The 18,002-nt window shown below is 34.6% G+C and carries 20 protein-coding genes; 9 read left to right on the top strand and 11 right to left on the bottom strand.

Going from position 1 to position 18,002, the window contains the following annotated elements:
- Window positions 1-20: 20 nt before the first annotated feature.
- Genes ACZ5CF_RS00855 through ACZ5CF_RS00845 form a run of 3 tightly spaced genes read right to left on the bottom strand, consistent with a single transcriptional unit; the run spans window position 21 to window position 1,911 of the window.
- Window positions 21-377 carry a phage holin family protein gene (locus tag ACZ5CF_RS00855; RefSeq protein WP_464579736.1) on the bottom strand — a complete coding sequence of 119 codons (357 nt, stop codon included), beginning with the start codon at window positions 375-377 and terminating at the stop codon, window positions 21-23.
- Window positions 378-427: 50 nt separating this feature from the next.
- Window positions 428-1,198, bottom strand: coding sequence for an alpha/beta fold hydrolase (locus ACZ5CF_RS00850; RefSeq protein ID WP_464579735.1), 771 nt, complete (start codon window positions 1,196-1,198; stop codon window positions 428-430).
- The gene (locus tag ACZ5CF_RS00845) at window positions 1,198-1,911 is read right to left on the bottom strand and encodes a pyridoxine 5'-phosphate synthase (protein ID WP_464579734.1); all 714 of its coding nucleotides are present in this window, start codon (window positions 1,909-1,911) and stop codon (window positions 1,198-1,200) included. Before ACZ5CF_RS00845 ends, ACZ5CF_RS00850 begins: the two co-directional genes overlap by 1 nt.
- Before the next feature lie 95 nt (window positions 1,912-2,006).
- On the opposite strand from ACZ5CF_RS00845, the gene ACZ5CF_RS00840 reads away from it, so the two are divergent.
- From ACZ5CF_RS00840 to murI, 8 genes are all read left to right on the top strand, one after another.
- The gene (locus ACZ5CF_RS00840) at window positions 2,007-2,663 is read left to right on the top strand and encodes a CBS domain-containing protein (RefSeq protein ID WP_464579733.1); all 657 of its coding nucleotides are present in this window, start codon (window positions 2,007-2,009) and stop codon (window positions 2,661-2,663) included.
- Entirely contained in the window at window positions 2,663-3,547 is an 885-nt protein-coding gene (locus ACZ5CF_RS00835) for an NAD kinase (RefSeq protein WP_464579731.1), read from the top strand. The genes ACZ5CF_RS00840 and ACZ5CF_RS00835 overlap by 1 nt, the downstream gene beginning before the upstream one ends.
- A gap of 99 nt (window positions 3,548-3,646) precedes the next feature.
- Complete coding sequence (gene porG / locus ACZ5CF_RS00830; protein ID WP_464579730.1) at window positions 3,647-4,333, top strand: type IX secretion system protein PorG; 687 nt, start codon at window positions 3,647-3,649, stop codon at window positions 4,331-4,333.
- Window positions 4,334-4,344: 11 nt separating this feature from the next.
- The gene (locus tag ACZ5CF_RS00825; protein ID WP_464580855.1) at window positions 4,345-5,088 is read left to right on the top strand and encodes an isoprenyl transferase; all 744 of its coding nucleotides are present in this window, start codon (window positions 4,345-4,347) and stop codon (window positions 5,086-5,088) included.
- 4 nt (window positions 5,089-5,092) lie between these two features.
- Window positions 5,093-7,708 carry a BamA/OMP85 family outer membrane protein gene (locus tag ACZ5CF_RS00820; RefSeq protein WP_464579728.1) on the top strand — a complete coding sequence of 872 codons (2,616 nt, stop codon included), beginning with the start codon at window positions 5,093-5,095 and terminating at the stop codon, window positions 7,706-7,708.
- A gap of 40 nt (window positions 7,709-7,748) precedes the next feature.
- A complete protein-coding gene (locus ACZ5CF_RS00815) occupies window positions 7,749-8,558 on the top strand; it encodes an OmpH/Skp family outer membrane protein (RefSeq protein ID WP_464579727.1) in 810 nt (269 codons plus the stop codon).
- Between the two features lie 37 nt (window positions 8,559-8,595).
- Complete coding sequence (locus tag ACZ5CF_RS00810; RefSeq protein ID WP_464579726.1) at window positions 8,596-9,096, top strand: OmpH/Skp family outer membrane protein; 501 nt, start codon at window positions 8,596-8,598, stop codon at window positions 9,094-9,096.
- Window positions 9,097-9,160: 64 nt separating this feature from the next.
- Window positions 9,161-9,946, top strand: a complete 786-nt coding sequence (gene murI / locus ACZ5CF_RS00805) for a glutamate racemase (protein ID WP_464579724.1) — start codon at window positions 9,161-9,163, stop codon at window positions 9,944-9,946.
- Here the strand turns inward: murI and ACZ5CF_RS00800 are convergent.
- The 8 genes from ACZ5CF_RS00800 to ACZ5CF_RS00765 all read right to left on the bottom strand — a co-directional run bounded on the left by ACZ5CF_RS00800 (window position 9,943) and on the right by ACZ5CF_RS00765 (window position 16,784).
- Window positions 9,943-10,791, bottom strand: a complete 849-nt coding sequence (locus ACZ5CF_RS00800; protein WP_464579723.1) for a fructosamine kinase family protein — start codon at window positions 10,789-10,791, stop codon at window positions 9,943-9,945. The two genes, murI and ACZ5CF_RS00800, sit on opposite strands and share 4 nt — an antisense overlap.
- A 1-nt stretch (window position 10,792) precedes the next feature.
- The gene (locus ACZ5CF_RS00795) at window positions 10,793-11,275 is read right to left on the bottom strand and encodes a dihydrofolate reductase (RefSeq protein ID WP_464579722.1); all 483 of its coding nucleotides are present in this window, start codon (window positions 11,273-11,275) and stop codon (window positions 10,793-10,795) included.
- On the bottom strand, window positions 11,272-11,655 hold the full coding sequence (locus tag ACZ5CF_RS00790) for a 2TM domain-containing protein (protein ID WP_464579720.1): 384 nt from the start codon (window positions 11,653-11,655) through the stop codon (window positions 11,272-11,274). The genes ACZ5CF_RS00795 and ACZ5CF_RS00790 overlap by 4 nt, the downstream gene beginning before the upstream one ends.
- Before the next feature lie 12 nt (window positions 11,656-11,667).
- Window positions 11,668-12,492 (bottom strand): thymidylate synthase, encoded by an 825-nt coding sequence (locus ACZ5CF_RS00785; RefSeq protein WP_464579718.1) that lies wholly within the window; start codon window positions 12,490-12,492, stop codon window positions 11,668-11,670.
- Window positions 12,493-12,581: 89 nt separating this feature from the next.
- Window positions 12,582-14,291, bottom strand: coding sequence for a nucleoside transporter C-terminal domain-containing protein (locus ACZ5CF_RS00780; RefSeq protein WP_464579717.1), 1,710 nt, complete (start codon window positions 14,289-14,291; stop codon window positions 12,582-12,584).
- Window positions 14,292-14,310: 19 nt separating this feature from the next.
- Window positions 14,311-14,940, bottom strand: coding sequence for a bifunctional nuclease family protein (locus tag ACZ5CF_RS00775; protein ID WP_464579716.1), 630 nt, complete (start codon window positions 14,938-14,940; stop codon window positions 14,311-14,313).
- Between the two features lie 84 nt (window positions 14,941-15,024).
- Window positions 15,025-15,993: an electron transfer flavoprotein subunit alpha/FixB family protein gene (locus ACZ5CF_RS00770; protein WP_464579715.1), complete on the bottom strand. Its 969-nt coding sequence runs from the start codon at window positions 15,991-15,993 to the stop codon at window positions 15,025-15,027.
- A 44-nt stretch (window positions 15,994-16,037) separates the two neighbouring features.
- Window positions 16,038-16,784: an electron transfer flavoprotein subunit beta/FixA family protein gene (locus ACZ5CF_RS00765; protein WP_464579714.1), complete on the bottom strand. Its 747-nt coding sequence runs from the start codon at window positions 16,782-16,784 to the stop codon at window positions 16,038-16,040.
- A gap of 174 nt (window positions 16,785-16,958) precedes the next feature.
- On the opposite strand from ACZ5CF_RS00765, the gene ACZ5CF_RS00760 reads away from it, so the two are divergent.
- Window positions 16,959-17,936, top strand: a complete 978-nt coding sequence (locus tag ACZ5CF_RS00760; protein WP_464579713.1) for a pyruvate dehydrogenase complex E1 component subunit beta — start codon at window positions 16,959-16,961, stop codon at window positions 17,934-17,936.
- Window positions 17,937-18,002 lie beyond the last annotated feature (66 nt).

Here is an 18,002-nt window from a genome sequence, read left to right as displayed (position 1 = left end):
AAATGCTTGAATGTCAAATATTAAATGTGGTGTTCTTTGTCTGTTTTTAAAAGCTTAAACAAAATAGATTGCAATAAAGAAAGTAGTAAGCTAAATAGTAGTGCCCACCATAAATTTTGCACACTAAAACCGGCAACTAGAGCATCGGCCAGTAAAATTATGCAAGCATTAATTATAAGTAAAAATAAACCAAAGGTTAAAATGGTAACCGGCAAGGTAAAAATTATTAAAACGGGTTTAACTAATAGGTTTAGTAAACTTAAAACAAATGCAACTACAATAGCAGTTACGTATGAAGTAACGTAAACGCCCGGGAGTAATTGTGCCAAGAAAACAACGGCTAATGCACTTAAAAGTATTTTTAATATAAATTTCATAGGCTTTTTTTAAAGTACATTGCAAATAATGTACCGATTTAATCCAACTGTCAGCTTAAAAAATTTAGGGTTGCTTTAAAAAACTCTTCCGGATTCTCTGCATGTAGCCAATGTCCGGCATTGGAGATGGTTTTAATTTCTGCTTTCGGAAAGTGTTTGGTTATTAGGTTAAAATCGTTTTCTGTAATATAGTCAGATTTATCTCCTCTTACAAAAAGTGTTTCGCCTTCAAAAATAGATTCGCTTGGTAGTGCTTTACCAATGTTTTCTACATTACTTACAAGAGTAGGCAAATTAAATCTGAAGTCGAATGTGTCTTTATCTTTTCGGTATAAATTTTTAAGTAAAAACTGGCGGGTTCCAAAATCTGAAACGTAGTTAGCTAAAATATCATCGGCCTCTTTTCTTGAGCTTAATGTGGTAAAGTCTATAGCTTGTAGTCCGGCTAATATTTGCTGATGATGAGGCGGGTAGTATTTAGGGGCAATATCTGCTACAATTAGTTTTTGTACTAAATCTGGGTAAGAAACAGCAAACAACATGGCTGTTTTTCCTCCCATAGAGTGACCAAGCAAAGCACATGATTTTATATTGTGGTTCATGCAATAATAATGTAAATCGGCAGCCATAAGCTCATAGCTAAATTGATTACTATGAAAACTTTTACCATGGTTTCTTTGGTCTATTAAATGTACTTGAAAACCATGCTCTGCATACTGAGAGCCTAAAGTTTTCCAGTTGTCTAACATCCCTAAAAAGCCATGTAGTATTAACAAAGGCTTGCCCTCACCAAGTATTTTGCTGTGAAGTAATTGTTGCATTATTGTAATTTGTTTATATACATATTAATCACGTTCTCTAAACCTAAATAAATAGCTTCGCTTATAAGCGCATGCCCAATAGAAACTTCTAAAAGCCCAGGAATATTCTCTTTAAAAAACTTAATGTTGTCTAAATTTAAATCGTGTCCGGCGTTAACTCCCAAACCATACTCTTGGGCTAATTTTGCAGTTTCGGCATATTTAGCAACAGCTTTGGTGTTACCTTTTTCAAATTCGCGCGCGTACTCTTCTGTGTAAAGTTCTATCCTGTCTGTTCCGGTTTTAGCGGCCGGTTCAACCATTTTTAAATTAGGATCTAAAAAAATAGAAGTCCTAATGTTATTACGTTTAAAATCTGAAATTACTTCGGTTAAGAAGGTTTGATGTTTTATGGTGTCCCATCCGGCATCAGAAGTTATAGCATCTTCAGCATCAGGAACCAAAGTAACTTGAGTTGGTTTTACTTCTAAAACTAAATCTATAAACTTTTGTATTGGGTTGCCTTCTATATTAAATTCTGTGGTAACAAGAGGTTTTAAATCTCTGGCATCTTGATATCTAATATGTCGCTCGTCTGGTCTTGGATGTATTGTAATGCCATGCGCTCCAAACTCTTGCACATCTGTTGCAACTTTTAGTAAATTTGGTACATTGCCACCTCTAGAGTTTCTCAGTGTGGCAATTTTATTGATGTTTACACTTAGTTTGGTCATTTTTTTGCTGTAAATTTTAATGAGCACAAAAATACAAACTAAAGGATGCTTTTTATGGTATTATTTAATTAATTTGCCAATTATATAGTAACGCTATGCAACTACAAAATTTAATATACAATAATGTTAAGCCGTTATCACTGTCTAACAAAATAGAAACTGTGGTAAACCTTATTAAACCTCAGGCGTATTCGCATTATCCTGTAGTTGATAATGGCGAGTTTTTGGGGTTAGTGGCAGAACAAGATTTGTATAATTTTGATAATTCAAAAAAGCTGGAAGAATACACTTACGCCTTTGAGGTGGTGTATGTTTTAAAAGATACACATTGGTTAGATGTTTTAGAAAAATGCATTCAGAATGAAACCAATATCATGCCGGTTTTAGATATAGATAACACCTATTTAGGATGTTATGAATTGGCAGACATTTTAAATTTATTTAGCGAAACTCCGTTTTTGAGTGAGCCCGGAGGAGAGTTGGTAGTAGAAAAAGGTATTTTAGATTATTCGTTAAGTGAAATTTCTCAGATTGTAGAGAGTAACAACGCTAAATTATTAGGGGCCTTTATTTCTGATATGAACGAAGATCTTGTTCAGATAACTTTAAAGGTTTCCGGCGAAGGATTAAATACCATTATCCAAACTTTTAGACGATACGGATATAATATAGTGTTAGGTAACGAAGACGATATGTTTTTAAAAGACCTAAAAGAGCGTTCAGATTATCTAAAAAAATACCTTAACATTTAATGAAGATTGCAATATACGGTCAGGTTTACAACGATACGTTAGAAACCTATATAGAAACTTTACTTGATGCTTTAGCCGCTATTAAAGCTGAAGTTTATATAGAAGAAGACTACCTTAAGGCAATAGCCAGTGCCTATAAAGCAAGCAACACTTACAAATCATTTTCTTCTTATGATGATTTAGATAGCAGCTTTGATTTGTTTTTTAGTATTGGCGGAGACGGTACTATTCTCAGAGCGATAACTTACATACGCGACCACGGAATTCCAATTATTGGTATAAACACCGGCAGGCTTGGTTTTTTGGCAACAGTACAAAAAGAAGAGATTGTCCAAGCAGTTACGTATTTAAAAGAAGGCAAATACACATTGGTAGATAGAACCTTGTTAGAGATAAAAACTAATCCTCAAATACAAGGAATAATTAATTTAAATTTTGCTTTAAACGAAATCGCCGTAAGTCGTAAAAACACCACATCTATGATTACGGTTTCTACCTATTTAAATGATGAATATTTAACTTCTTATTGGGCAGATGGCTTAATAGTAGCTACACCAACAGGCTCTACCGGGTACTCTTTAAGCTGTGGGGGTCCTGTAATTACACCCAGTACAAACAGTTTTGTGTTAACGCCAATTGCACCACATAATTTAAATGCTCGCCCATTGGTAATACCGGATAATACAGAAATAAAATTAAAAGTTTCCGGAAGAGAAGAAAATCATCTAATTTCTTTAGATTCCAGAATAGCAACAGCCTGTAACAGCACAGAAATATGTATTAAAAAAGCTCAATTCACTATAAAAATGGTAGAGCTTACTTCAGAAAGCTTCTTAACTACACTCAGAAAAAAATTGCTTTGGGGAGAAGATAAACGTAATTAAAACAATAAAAAGCTGCAAAAATTGTTAAACAATCACACATATTTATAGTAAATCCCCATGTGAAAGCATAATTGTTATATTTGCAAACCTTATTAATTTATGAGACAATTACAGGTAATAATTTTTGGGTTGTTAATGGTGTGTGGAGCAAAAGCGCAAACCTACGAAGCAGGTTTATTTGTTGGAGGAAGCAACTACATAGGAGATATTGGTAAAACTACTTACATTGCCCCCAATAATTTGGCAATTGGAGGGGTTTTTAAATGGAATATTAGTAAACGTTATTCCTGGAGATTGTCGGCTATTTACAGTAAAATAAGTGCTTTCGATATAGATTCAGACGATGCATCAAGGCAGCAAAGAGGTTATGAGTTTGAGAATACATTAAAAGAAGTATCTGCCGGTTTAGAGTTTAATTTTTTAGACTTTAATTTACATACGTTCAGAAAAGTGTACACCCCTTATTTATATACAGGAGTAACGTACACATTTTACGACGATTTATATTTTCCGGCCGGCGAAGCACAAAAAATAGGAAATAGAGCTACATTTGCCATACCTATGACAGTTGGTATTAAAGCTAACTTAAATACGTTTTTGGTGTTAGGAGCAGAAATTGGGGCCAGATATACCTTTACAGATAATTTAGATGGTAGTAACCCAAAAGCAAATACATTAGAAAGTTTTAGATTTGGCAATGTTTTTAGTGATGATTGGTATGTTTTTTCCGGAATAACCCTAACCTATACATTCGGGAGAAAACCATGTTATGATTGTGTGGATTAGAGAACACAGGTATGAGTTTTAAAGATAAGATTACAAAAGAAATCCTGCCCAAACATGTAGCCATAATAATGGATGGTAACGGAAGATGGGCAAAGCAAAAAGGAAAACGCCGAATTTTTGGTCATGAAAACGGTGTTAATGCAGTTAAAGAAACAATAGAAGGGGCTGGCGAGGCCGGAATACCTTTTTTAACCCTTTATGCTTTTTCTACAGAAAACTGGAAAAGGCCCAAAACAGAGGTTCAAACTCTTATGAATCTTTTGGTGTCATCATTAAAAAAAGAAGTTAAAACCCTCAATAAAAATAATATAAAGCTAAACGCAATCGGTAATATTGCAGCATTACCGGCTAAAGCACATAGAGAGCTTTTAGAAGTTATAGAAAAAACCAAAAACAACTCGCAACTAACATTAACGTTAGCACTTAGTTATGGTTCAAGAGATGAAATTACCCGAGCCATGCAGGATATCGCCATCAAAGTTAAAAATAACATAATTTCTCCCGAAAAAATTGATGAATCCATTATAAATAATCATCTTTACACCCGCAATTTGCCCGATGTAGATTTGCTTATTCGTACAAGCGGAGAGCTTAGAGTAAGTAATTTTCTGCTTTGGCAAATAGCCTATGCCGAGTTGTATTTTACTAACACACTTTGGCCGGACTTTACTAAAGAACACTTATTTGAGGCTATAGTTAATTATCAAAACAGAGAACGACGATTTGGAAAAACAAGTGAACAACTTAATCAATAATTACATGACAGCTAAGAGTTTAAGACTGTTAGTTTTTATTTTTTTAATATTTACCACAACGCTTACTAAAGCACAAGACGTTTCTTTTGAAAACGGAAAAACATACATACTGGGTGGTATAGAAGTTACAGGAGTTAAAAGTTATAATGAACAAACTGTAGTAGCGTTTACAGGATTACGAATCGGGCAACCAATAACCATTCCGGGCGAAGAAATAAGTAGCGTAATAAAAAAACTTTGGGGCTTAAATTTATTTAGTGATGTTAATGTTTACATTACTAATGTAGAAGGCAATCAAGTTTTTTTAGAGCTAAGCATAAAAGAGCTTCCAACATTATCTAGTGCTGTAGTTAACGGTGTTAAAAAACGCAAAGTAGATGAGATTATAAATGAAACCGAGCTTAAAAAAGGCAAAAAAATCACCGAAGGTTTTATTGCTAACACCAAAAACTATCTTATTAACAAATACAGAAAGCAAGGGTATTTAAATACTAAAGTTCATATTACAACAGTGCCAGACACTACAGATGTTAATTCTTTAAAAATGATTGTAACTGTAGATAAAGGCGAAAAAATTAAAATAGACGATATAATTTTTGAAGGAAACGAAAAGCTCTCTGATGCTAAACTCAGAAAAGCAATGAAAAACACAAAGCAAAAATTTCCGCTTCGTTTCTGGAAAAAATCAAAGTTCATAGAAGCAGATTACCAAGAAGATATTACGGCTATTGTAGATAAGTACAAATCTAAAGGATATAGAGACGCCAGAATCACATCAGACACTATAATTAATAACGGTGGAGATTTAGACATAAAAATTAATGTAGAAGAAGGTAACAAATATTATTTTGGCGATATAGATTTTATTGGGAATACCGTTTATACAGACGAGCAATTACGTAAAGTTTTAGGTATAAAAAAAGGAGACACCTATAATGGGGTGCTGCTAGAAGAGCGTATTAGAGACGACTCTAAACCGGACGGTGTTAACCTGTATAATTTATACCAAAACAACGGATACCTGTTTTCTAATGTAAACCCGGTAGAAGTTTCGGTTAAAAATGATACTATAAACTTCGAGATTAGAATTATAGAAGGAAAAGAAACATTTATTAATAATGTTAAAATAGTTGGTAACGATCGTACTAACGACTATGTTATTTATAGAGAACTTCGTGTACGTCCGGGGCAAAAATATAGTAAAGATAACGTAGTTAGAACCATACGTGAATTAGGGCAATTAGGATTCTTTGATGCCGAGCAAATTTCACCAGATTTTCAAAACTTAAACCCTAACGATGGTACTTTAGATTTAGAATTTGGTTTGGTAGAAAAAGGATCAAGCCAAATAGAGCTTCAAGGAGGTTATGGCGGTGGAGGCTTTATAGGAACGCTTGGCCTCTCGTTTAACAACTTTGCAATTAAAGATATTTTTAAGAAAGAAGCTTACAAACCACTACCTATGGGAGATGGGCAAAGCCTATCACTCAGATTGCAAGGGAGTAAGTTTTTCCAAACATATAGCTTCTCGTTTAGAGAGCCATGGTTTGGCGGTAAAAAACCGGTAAGTTTCTCTACATCATTATCACACACAGTACAGTTTTTATTTGATCCGATAACGCGAGATGCAGATAGAGACAGACGCTTTTTAATTACCGGTGTAACCGTAGGTTTAGCTAAACGTTTAGAGTGGCCGGATGATTATTTTCAGCTATCACAAGCAATAGGTTTTCAGCATTACGACTTACGTAACTATAACACAAGATTATTTACCTTTGGTGATGGTTACTCTAACTCATTAACCTATACAATTGCGCTAACCAGAAACAGCAAGGCAATTAACCCAATTTATCCAACCCGAGGGTCAGAATTTACTATAAGCGCAAGACTTACACCACCGTATTCTTTATTTGAAGATATAGATTACGGTGATTTAGAAAACCAAGAAGAATACCAGTTAAAAGATGCTAACGGTAACTTTATAAATGCTAATGCAGACCCATCAGACCCAACAACAGCGCATGTTGGTCCAACAATAGAGCCAGGAGAAGAAACCGTACCTGATAGAGCTAAAATAGATCAGGAAAAATTTAAATGGTTAGAGTTTTATAAAATTAAATTTAAGGGTGATTGGTACACTACGTTAGTAGATAAGTTAGTATTGCGTACCAATGCAGAATTTGCGTTTTTAGGAGCTTATAATAACGATAGAGGCGTGGTACCTTTTGAGCGTTTCTTTTTAGGAGGAGACGGATTAGGAAACTTTACGTTAGATGGTAGAGAGAATATTCAGTTGCGCGGATATCCGAACCAATCATTATCTAATCAAGACGGATCTACTATTTATAACAAGTTTTCTTTAGAACTTAGATACCCGCTAACCTTAAAGCCATCAGCATCTATTTACGGACTGGCATTTTTAGAGGGCGGAGCTGCTTTTGACAATTTTAAAGACTTTAATCCGTTTCAATTAAAACGCTCTGCCGGATTTGGATTGCGTATTTTTATGCCGGCCTTTGGTTTATTAGGTATTGATTTTGGATACGGATTTGATAGTATAGACGGTACCGGACAACGAAATGGTTGGGAAACGCATTTTATTATTGGGCAGCAGTTTTAATTTTTGGCACGATATTTTCTATACTTAAAGCAGCATAATCATGAAAGCAAAAGTTCTTGTAGCAATAATTGTATTAAGCTCACTTTCTGTAGTGGCCCAACGCGGAGTGAGAATAGGATACATAGACATGGAGTATATTCTTGAAAATGTAGAAGAATATAAAGAAGCTACTGCCCAGCTCGATAAAAAAGTTCAGAAATGGAAAATAGAAATCGAGCAGCAAAAGGCACAGATTGAGCAAATGAAGAAAGATTTAAATGCAGAAAAAGTACTCTTAACGCAAGAACTTATAGAAGAACGCGAAGAAGAAATACAACAACTTGAAAAAGAAATGCTGGAATACCAGCAAGACAGATTTGGGCCTCAGGGCGATTTAGTACAGCAAAAAAGAATGCTGGTACAGCCCATACAAGATCAAGTTTTTAATGCTGTTCAGGAAATAGCTGCAAATAAAAATTATGATTTTATATTTGACCGTTCTGCAGATGTTGTAATGCTATATTCTGATAAAAGACATGATATTAGCGATTTGATATTACGACGAATAAATGCAGTTAAAAAACAAAATCAGCGTATAGCTAAAGGTAAAAGTGCTAAAGATAAATTTGAAGAAGAAGTTGAAGAAATTGATCCGGATTTAGCGGCTAGAAAGAAAGCAGCACAAGAAAAAAGAGAAGCACAAGCCAAAGCTATAGAAGAAAGAAGGCAACAAAAACTAAAAGAAAGAGAAGAGCGTAAAAAAGCATACGAAGAACGCAGAAAAAAACTGTTAGAAGCCCGTGAGGCAAAAAAAAGACAACAAGAAGCAGAAAAAACTAAAGACACAACAACCGTAAATAATAATTTTTAATAAACAAGTAATAACACTTAAGTAATTTTATATGATCATGAAACAGTTCAAAAAGTTAGCAGTTGCTATTGTACTATTTGTTGGAGCTACTACATTTGTTAATGCACAAAGCAAAATAGCTCATATAGACGTTCAAAAAGTATTGAGCGAAATGCCGGAGATGAAAGCTGCTCAGGCAGAACTTAAAAAATTAGAAGAAACCTACAAGGCCGATTTACAAAGTTCTGTTGCAGAGTTAAGAAACAAGTACAATCAGTATAAAAATGAAGCTCCTAACAAAACAAAAGAAGAAAATGATAAGCGTGCATTAGAACTTCAAAACTTTGAGAAAAATATAGCAGAAGCAGAGCAAAGTGCAGCTCAAGAAATTCAGAAAAAACAAATGGAGCTTTATCAGCCTATTTTAGATAAGCTTCGTAATGCTATTAAAAAAGTTGCTAGAGCACAAGGATACCAATATGTTATGGATGCAAGTGGTTTAATTGTTGCTGATGGTAAAGATTTAGAAGCAGACGTTAAAAAAGAATTAGGATTCTAATTTATAATAAACAATACTGTTTAAAACTGCCCGCTAAAAGCGGGCTTTTTTTATTTTTGTTATAATGAGCACAAAACCCATAGGTATTTTTGATTCTGGTGTTGGCGGTACTTCTATCTGGAAGGAACTTATAGCTTTATTACCTCAAGAGAATACACTTTATTTGGCAGATAGTAAAAATGCTCCGTATGGAGTTAAAAGTCAATCAGAAATTATAACCCTTAGCTTTAAAAATACAGAGCTCTTATTAAATCACGACTGTAAATTAATTATTGTTGCCTGCAATACAGCCACCACCAATGCAATTAGTTTGTTAAGAAGAAAATTTAAAGTACCTTTTATTGGTATAGAACCAGCAATAAAACCTGCAGCATTGCAAACTCAAACAGGTGCTATTGGTATTTTAGCTACTAAAGGCACACTTAATAGCGAGCTTTTTCATAAAACAGTAAATTTATACGGAGGCGATGTTACGGTTGTAGAGCAAGTAGGAGAGGGTTTAGTGCAATTAATTGAGGCTGGATTAGGACAAAGCAAACAAACAGAAAAGTTGTTACGGCAGTATATAGAACCTATGCTTACCCAAAACATAGATCATTTGGTTTTAGGTTGTACTCACTATCCTTACTTACTACCACTATTAAAAAAAATACTCCCTAAGCATGTAAAAATAATAGATTCTGGTGAAGCTGTTGCAAAACAAACTAAAGCTGTTTTACAACAACAAAATATGTTAAATGTAACAACAAAACTCCCGGAATACAAGTTTTACACCAATGCTGATCCCTTAATTTTAGAGCAATTTGTACCTCAAAAAACCAACGTGAAAGTAACCTACAAAGAGTTTTAGCTAAACTTGTTAATGATGTTTAATGCAGATTGGTAATAGCTTCCGCCAAATAAATTAACATGAACCAATATGTAGTATAATTGCCATACAAGCACTCTTTCTTTCCAATTATGTGTTAAAGGATATATCTCGTTGTAATAATTAAATAAAGTATCCGGAAAACCGCCAAACAATAACATCATGGCTAAATCTTGTTCTCTAGAGCCATAAGAAACAGCAGGATCAATTAAACAAGGCGCACCATTTTGAGTAACTATATAATTACCATTCCATAAATCGCCATGCAATAAGGCGGGTTTTTCTTTAGGAATAATAGTTGCAATTTTAGAATAAAATGTTTCGATTTTTTTAAAAGAATATCCTTTGCTTTCAGCTAGTTTAATTTGAGGCTCTAATCGCCAATTTATATAAAAATCTGCAGCATCATGTTCGTAGTTATTGTACTGTGGTAATGTACCGATGTAGTTGTTGTGGTCTAAACCAAAATAGGAGTTAGAATTTTTATGTAGTAAGGCTAATTGTTGGGCAAAGTTTATCCAAAAATCAGTAGTAGGTTTGCCGTTACTAATATATTCTAATACTAAAAAAGCATGGTTTTGTGTTTTAAAAGCACCGTAAGTTTCCGGAATTGTAAAGGTGTTTGTACTTTGTAATAGCTTTAACCCCTTTTCCTCGGTTTTAAGCATATTATAAAACTCGGGTGTGTTTACTTTAACAACTAAAGTTTTTTTGTCTGTCTGTAAACAATAAACGTTGTTAATGTCTCCACCGGTTAAGGGTGTTTGATTTTTTACAGAACATTCCAGCTGTTCTTGTATATATGTAATTATGCTATTAGAAAGCATTTTACTTTTTTAAGTATGTTAAGTAAGTAAAAGGGTATTTGTGCCTATCGTCTGCCGGGTGGTACTCTTTATTAACAAGTTCCCACTCATCTTCATTAATATCAGGAAAAAAAGTATCGGCTTCAAAAGTTCCGTGTACTCTTGTTAGCTCAATTTTATCAGCTACATCAAGACTTTGTTTATAGATTTCTCCGCCTCCAATAATAAAAGGCTGCGAATCGTTTTTAGCAGCTTCTATAGCTTCTTTTAAAGAGTGTACAACAATGGTGCCTTTAGGATTATAATTTTTTTGTCTGGTAATAATTACATGTGTTCTATTAGGAAGAGGTTTAGGGAAGCTTTCAAATGTTTTTCTTCCCATTATTATGTAATGTCCGGTAGTAAGTTGTTTAAACCTCTTAAAATCATCCGGTAAGTGCCAAACTAAATCATTGTCTTTGCCAAGCTCATTATTTTCTCCGGCTGCAGCAATAATTGTTATCATGGCTCGAGGTTTTTTTTTACATCGTCAGGGTTACTTTCATTCAGAATTTCATTCTCAATTTTAGCAATTTTAGCTTCTTGTTTGGCTATTAGTTTTTCTCGTTGTTTTCGTTCCCATTCTTTTCCTAAAAATCTATTAGTAACAAAAACATTTATTACATGAATAATTAATAAAAAAGCCCAAAATATAATAGCCCAAACAAACCAATCAACTTCAGCCCATACGTTTAAAAATTTATTAGCAATAATCAAGAAAACACCTCCTACCAAAAAAACAACAAAATGGTAGTATAAACGTTTTTTTTGTTTAATACGATTTTGAGCATTTTCTACTAGCTCATGCTGTTCAATATCAAATGTTTTCTGTTTTTTGCTTGTCATAAACAATTAGTTTTACACAGCCACAGCACCTTTTATATGCGGATGCGGGTTATAATCTACTAACGTAAAATCATCGTATGTAAAATCAAAAATGTCTGTAACATTCTTGTTTAAAATCATTTTTGGGAGTTGTCTGGGTTCTCTTGAAAGCTGTAGCTTTACTTGCTCTAAATGATTACTGTAAATATGCGCATCGCCAAAAGTATGCACAAAATCTCCGGGTTCTAAATTACAAACCTGCGCTACCATCATGGTAAGTAATGCATAAGAAGCTATGTTAAATGGTACACCCAGAAAAATATCTGCGCTACGTTGGTAAAGCTGACAAGATAATTTGCCATTTGCTACATAAAACTGAAAAAAAGCATGACAAGGAGGAAGTGCAGCCTTTCCTTCTGCAACATTTTCACTAAAAGATTTTGAAGTGTCGGGTAAAACCGACGGATTCCAGGCAGAAACCAACATTCTACGACTATCAGGGTTGGTTTTAATAGTATGTATAACTTCTTTAATTTGATCAATCCCTTCACTATTCCAATTACGCCATTGATGTCCGTATACCGGGCCTAAATCACCATTTTCATCGGCCCATTCATTCCAAATTCTAACACCGTTTTCTTGAAGATATTTAATATTGGTATCTCCTTTTAAAAACCATAAAAGTTCATGAATTATAGATTTTACATGAAGTTTTTTTGTAGTTACTAAAGGAAAACCTTCACTTAAATCAAATCGCATTTGGTAACCAAAAACACTAAGAGTTCCGGTGCCGGTTCGGTCGCTTTTAAAATGACCGTTTTCTAACACATGCTTTAAAAGGTTGTGATACTGCTTCATGGGTGTTGAATTTGCAGTTAAAAATAGAAAAAAGCTTTTCAAATTTACCTTGAAAAGCTTTTGATTTATTAAAAGTTTATCAACTAAAATTAACCTATAATCATTCCGGCAATTGTTGCTGAAAGGAGTGATGCTAAAGTACCCCCAATTACAGCTTTTAACCCAAATTCTGATAAAGTTTTGCGTTGTCCCGGTGCTAAAGAGCCTATACCACCAATTTGTATTCCTATTGATGCAAAATTTGCAAAGCCACAAAGCATGTACGTGGCCATAATTACTGATTTTTGATAGGTTAAATGTGTGATATTTGCAGCATTTTTAAGTTCTGCTAATTGTATGTATCCAACAAACTCACTGGCTGCTAATTTAATCCCCAGAAGTTGCCCCATTAACATCATATCTTCTTTTGCAACGCCTATAAGCCACATTAAAGGAGCAAAAATAAATCCGAGAATAGACTCGAGTGAGAAACTATCGTAAGGGGTGTGCTCTGCCAGTATGGTATTTAATGAAGTAATATTGCCCAGCCACCCTAAAAAGTAATTAATAAGTGCAATAAAAGCTATAAACACTAAAAGCATAGCACCAACATTGGCTGCTAATTTTAAACCTTCGGTGGTTCCGTTAGCAATAGAATCTAAAATGTTAGAACCAATTTTATCTGATGAAACATGTACATCTTTATTAATTGGGTCTTGTTGCGGGTAAAGCATTTTAGAAATTACAATAGCTCCAGGTGCTGCCATAACAGATGCTGCAAGTAAGTGTTTGGCAAATTGTAAACGTAAAACAGGGTCATCTCCTCCTAGAAAACCAATGTAAGCTGCTAAAACTCCACCGGCAACAGTAGCCATACCACCAACCATTACTAATAAAATTTCAGAACGAGTCATGCGTTCTAAATAGGCTTTAATCATTAACGGAGCTTCGGTTTGACCTAAGAATATATTACCGGCAACACTTAAGCTTTCTGCACCAGAGATACCCATTAATTTGGTTAATACCCAAGCCATACCTTTTACAACAATTTGTATAACACCTAAATAAAACAGCAATGAGGTTAGTGCAGAGAAGAAAATAATGGTAGGGAGTACTTGAAATAAAAATATAAATCCAAACGACTCTACATTCATTAAACCGCCTAACAGAAACTCACTTCCGGCACGGGTAAAATCTAAAATTAAAACAAATATGCTTCCAACAAATTCAAAAGCTTTTTGAATAAAAGGTACTTTTAAAACACCGAAAGCCAATAAAAGCTGAGCACTTAAGCCAATACCAACCGTTTTCCAGTTTATGGCACTACGTTTACTGCTTAATAAATAAGCAAGAAGTAATAGTGCCAACATTCCTAAGGCGCCTCTTAAAAAACTGGTAAGGGTAAAACCTTGATTCGGAATAATTTTAGAGGTAGTTTCTGCTGTAATGGGAGCTGTATTTTTTTCGATAGCTTTAGTAAAAGAGTAGCTTATACCTTTTTCTTTAAAAACTAAAGTGCTATCTGTAAGAGTAGTGATTTTGTATTTTCTAATGGTATCTTTAGGAGAATCGTAATAAAAAACAAGAAGGCTGTACTGATACAAATAATCTCCCGAGGCTTTTAAGTTGTTTTTTGCTTTTAAGGAATAGGAGAAAGCACCTTTATTAAATGTTATTGTGTCTGTGCTGTCTATCGGGAATAAAGATTCGTTTTTTTCGTTATAAATCCCTTCAAACTGCCATTTACCTTCTAATTCTTGAGCTATAAGTGTTGTGGAAAATAACAAAAAGACAAAAATTGCGGTCGTGATTTTTTTCATCAGCATGTAGAGTTAGTTGCTACTTTTCTCGTTTAGAAATTTCGTCTCGAATTTTGGCGGCCTTTTCATAATCTTCATTAGCAACGGCCTTTTTTAGCAAGTCGTGTAACTCGCTTAGTGAAAGTTTGTTATACTGTTCATCAGATGTGGTAGCGCCTTCTTGAGAGACTTCATCTACCATAATGCTTTCATCTATAGCATCTTTTTCTGAATCTTCATCTTCTTCTTTTGGTGAAAATTTTAAATAAATACCAGCTTTATCTAAGATGGTTTTGTAAGTAAAAATAGGTGCATTAAAACGTAAGGCTAACGCTATGGCATCGCTTGTTCTGGCGTCTATTATTTCTTCTATTTTATCGCGCTCACAGATAATGCTTGAGTAAAATACACCATCAACTAATTTGTGAATAATAACTTGTTTAATTTGAATATCAAACCTATCGGCAAAATTTTTAAACAAGTCGTGAGTTAGGGGTCTTGGTGGTTTAATTTCTTTTTCAAGTGCTATTGCAATAGACTGGGCTTCGAAAGCACCTATAACAATTGGAAGTTTTCGTTCGCCATCTACTTCATTGAGAATGAGCGCATAAGCTCCGTTTTGTGTTTGGCTATACGAAATACCTTTTATATTTAACCTTACTAAACTCATAGTTATACCTAACTAAAAAAAGGCTGTCTAAACAAGGGCGCAACCATTATTTAGACAGCCCTATTGGGCACAATTTAGCAAAAATTACGCGTTTTGCGCTTTAAATTCTTTTAATTTTTCTATTAGTTTAGGTACTACCTCAAAAGCATCACCTACAACTCCATAATCTGCAGCTTTAAAGAAAGGTGCTTCCGGATCTGTGTTGATAACTACCTTTACTTTAGATGCGTTAATACCTGCTAAGTGTTGTATAGCACCAGAGATACCAACAGCTATATATAAGTTGGCAGCTACCGGTTTTCCGGTTTGCCCTACGTGTTCGCTATGAGGTCTCCACCCTAAATCAGAAACAGGTTTAGAGCAAGCTGTTGCAGCACCAAGAACATCGGCAAGTTCTTCAATCATTCCCCAATTTTCAGGACCTTTTAATCCTCTACCTCCAGAAACAACAATTTCTGCATCGGCAATTGTTACTTTTCCTGTTGCCTTATCTACAGCCGTAGATTTTACTGCAAAAGCATTTTCTGGAAGTGTTGGGTTAAAATCTTCTTCTGTAGCATTTGCTGGATTTTCTACCAATCCGAAAGCATTTTTTGATACCCCTAATACCTTTACATTGGTAGTAATTTCTGAAACTACAAATGCTTTGTTACTAAAAGCAGTTCTTTTAACTTTAAAAGGGTCTGTGCTCTCAGGCAATGCTACAACGTTAGATACATAACCGGCTTCTAAAGAGGCAGCTAACATTGGTGCCATGTATTTGCTATCTGCACTAGAACTTACAACAATTATTGTAGCATTTTCTTTTTCTGCTGCTTGCTTTACTATACTTGCATAAGCGTTGGCATTAAAAGTGCTTAAATCATTGTTTTTAATATGCAGCACTTTGTCTACACCATAGGTGCCAAGCTCACTTGTATTATCGGCATTTACTGCCACAGCAGTAACTGTTGTATTGAGTTGTTTGGCTACTTCTTTAGCATAAGAAGCAGCTTCGAAAGCTATTTTTTTAAATTTTCCGTTTTCGCTTTCTGTATATACTAAAACTGACATGGTTTTTCTTTTTTTAAATTAAAGCGTTAAGCTTAATAAACAGATTAAATTACTTTGGCTTCGTTATGAAGTAAATCAATTAATTGATCAAGATTTTCCGGATCAACTAATTTAACATCACCTTTTGGAGCCGGTTTTTCGAATTTAACCGAAGAGGTTGCTATGGTAGCATCAACTGGTTCAACAACAGTTAACTTTTTTTGTCTAGCCATCATAATACCTCTCATATTCGGAATTCTAAGGTCGCTTTCTTCAACTAAACCTTTTTGGCCTCCAATTACTAAAGGAAGTGAAGTTTCTAAGGTTTCTTTACCACCATCTATTTCTCTAACCGCTTTAGCAGTATTCCCTTCAACCTCCAATCCTATACAGGTATTTACAAAGTTAGCGCCTAAGAAAGTTGCTAACATTCCCGGAACCATCCCGCCATTGTAATCAATAGATTCACGACCACAAATAATTAAATCGTAACCACCATCTTGAGCAACTTTAGCTAATTGTTTGGCAACAAAAAAGCCGTCGGTTGGTTGGGCATTAACTCTAATTGCATCGTCTGCACCTATTGCTAGTGCTTTGCGAAGTGTAGGTTCTGTTTCAGGCCCGCCAACATTAACAACAGTAACGGTTGCTCCTTGTTTTTCTTTAAACCACATTGCTCTGGTTAACCCAAACTCGTCATTAGGGTTTATTACAAATTGCACACCGTTTGTGTCAAATTTGGTATCACCATCAGTAAAATTTATTTTAGATGTAGTGTCTGGAACGTGACTTATGCACACTAATATTTTCATTGATGTAATAGATTTGTTTTATGAGGTTACGAAGTTAATTAAAATTCTAATTATTTCCTATGCGTGCATAATAAATTTTCGTTAAAAAGATGCGATTGTTTTCTTGTAATAATTGCTATTTTTGCATGCCTTCATTTTTTTTAAGGCAAAATCTAAACATTGTTAATTAATATTATGAGAACAATACAATTTAGAGAGGCCATAGCAGAGGCCATGAGTGAAGAAATGCGCCGAGATGAATCGGTTTACTTAATGGGAGAAGAGGTAGCAGAGTACAATGGTGCTTATAAAGCCTCTAAAGGAATGTTAGACGAGTTTGGCCCGGACCGTGTAATAGATACTCCAATTTCTGAACTTGGTTTTGCCGGAGTAGGCGTAGGCTCTGCTATGAATGGTAACAGGCCTATAATTGAGTTTATGACATTTAATTTCTCTCTGGTTGGGATAGACCAAATAATTAACAATGCAGCTAAAATTCGCCAAATGTCTGGCGGACAGTTTAATTGCCCTATTGTGTTTAGAGGTCCTACAGCTTCTGCAGGGCAGTTGGCAGCTACACACTCACAAGCTTTTGAAAGTTGGTATGCTAATTGTCCGGGATTAAAAGTGGTTGTTCCTTCTAACCCGTACGATGCTAAAGGATTATTAAAATCGGCTATTAGAGATGATGACCCTGTTATTTTTATGGAGTCTGAGCAAATGTACGGAGACAAAGGAGAGGTGCCTGAAGGAGAATATACCATACCGCTTGGGGTTGCCGATATAAAACGTGAAGGAACAGATGTTACGATAGTGTCTTTTGGAAAAATTATTAAAGAAGCTTATAAGGCTGCAGATGAGTTAGCGAAAGAAGGTATTTCTTGTGAAATAATTGATTTACGTACCGTTAGACCAATGGATCATGATACAATTCTTAAGTCGGTTAAAAAAACTAACAGACTGGTAATTTTAGAAGAAGCATGGCCATTTGGTAACGTATCAACAGAAATTACATACCAGGTACAAGAAAAAGCATTTGATTATTTAGATGCGCCAATAATAAAACTTAATACAGCCGACACTCCGGCACCATACTCTCCGGTACTTTTAGAAGAGTGGTTGCCAAATTACAACGATGTAATTAAGGCTGTTAAGAAAGTGTTATACAAATAATTTAAAGTAATTAATACCGTTATAATAACTTCATCGGCTTTTTGTTGATGAAGTTATTATGTTTAT

The sequence above is a fragment of the Lutaonella thermophila genome (assembly GCF_055387725.1).
The sequence above is the reverse complement of the archived record's forward strand: the minus strand, read 5'-3'. Positions and strand labels throughout refer to the sequence as shown.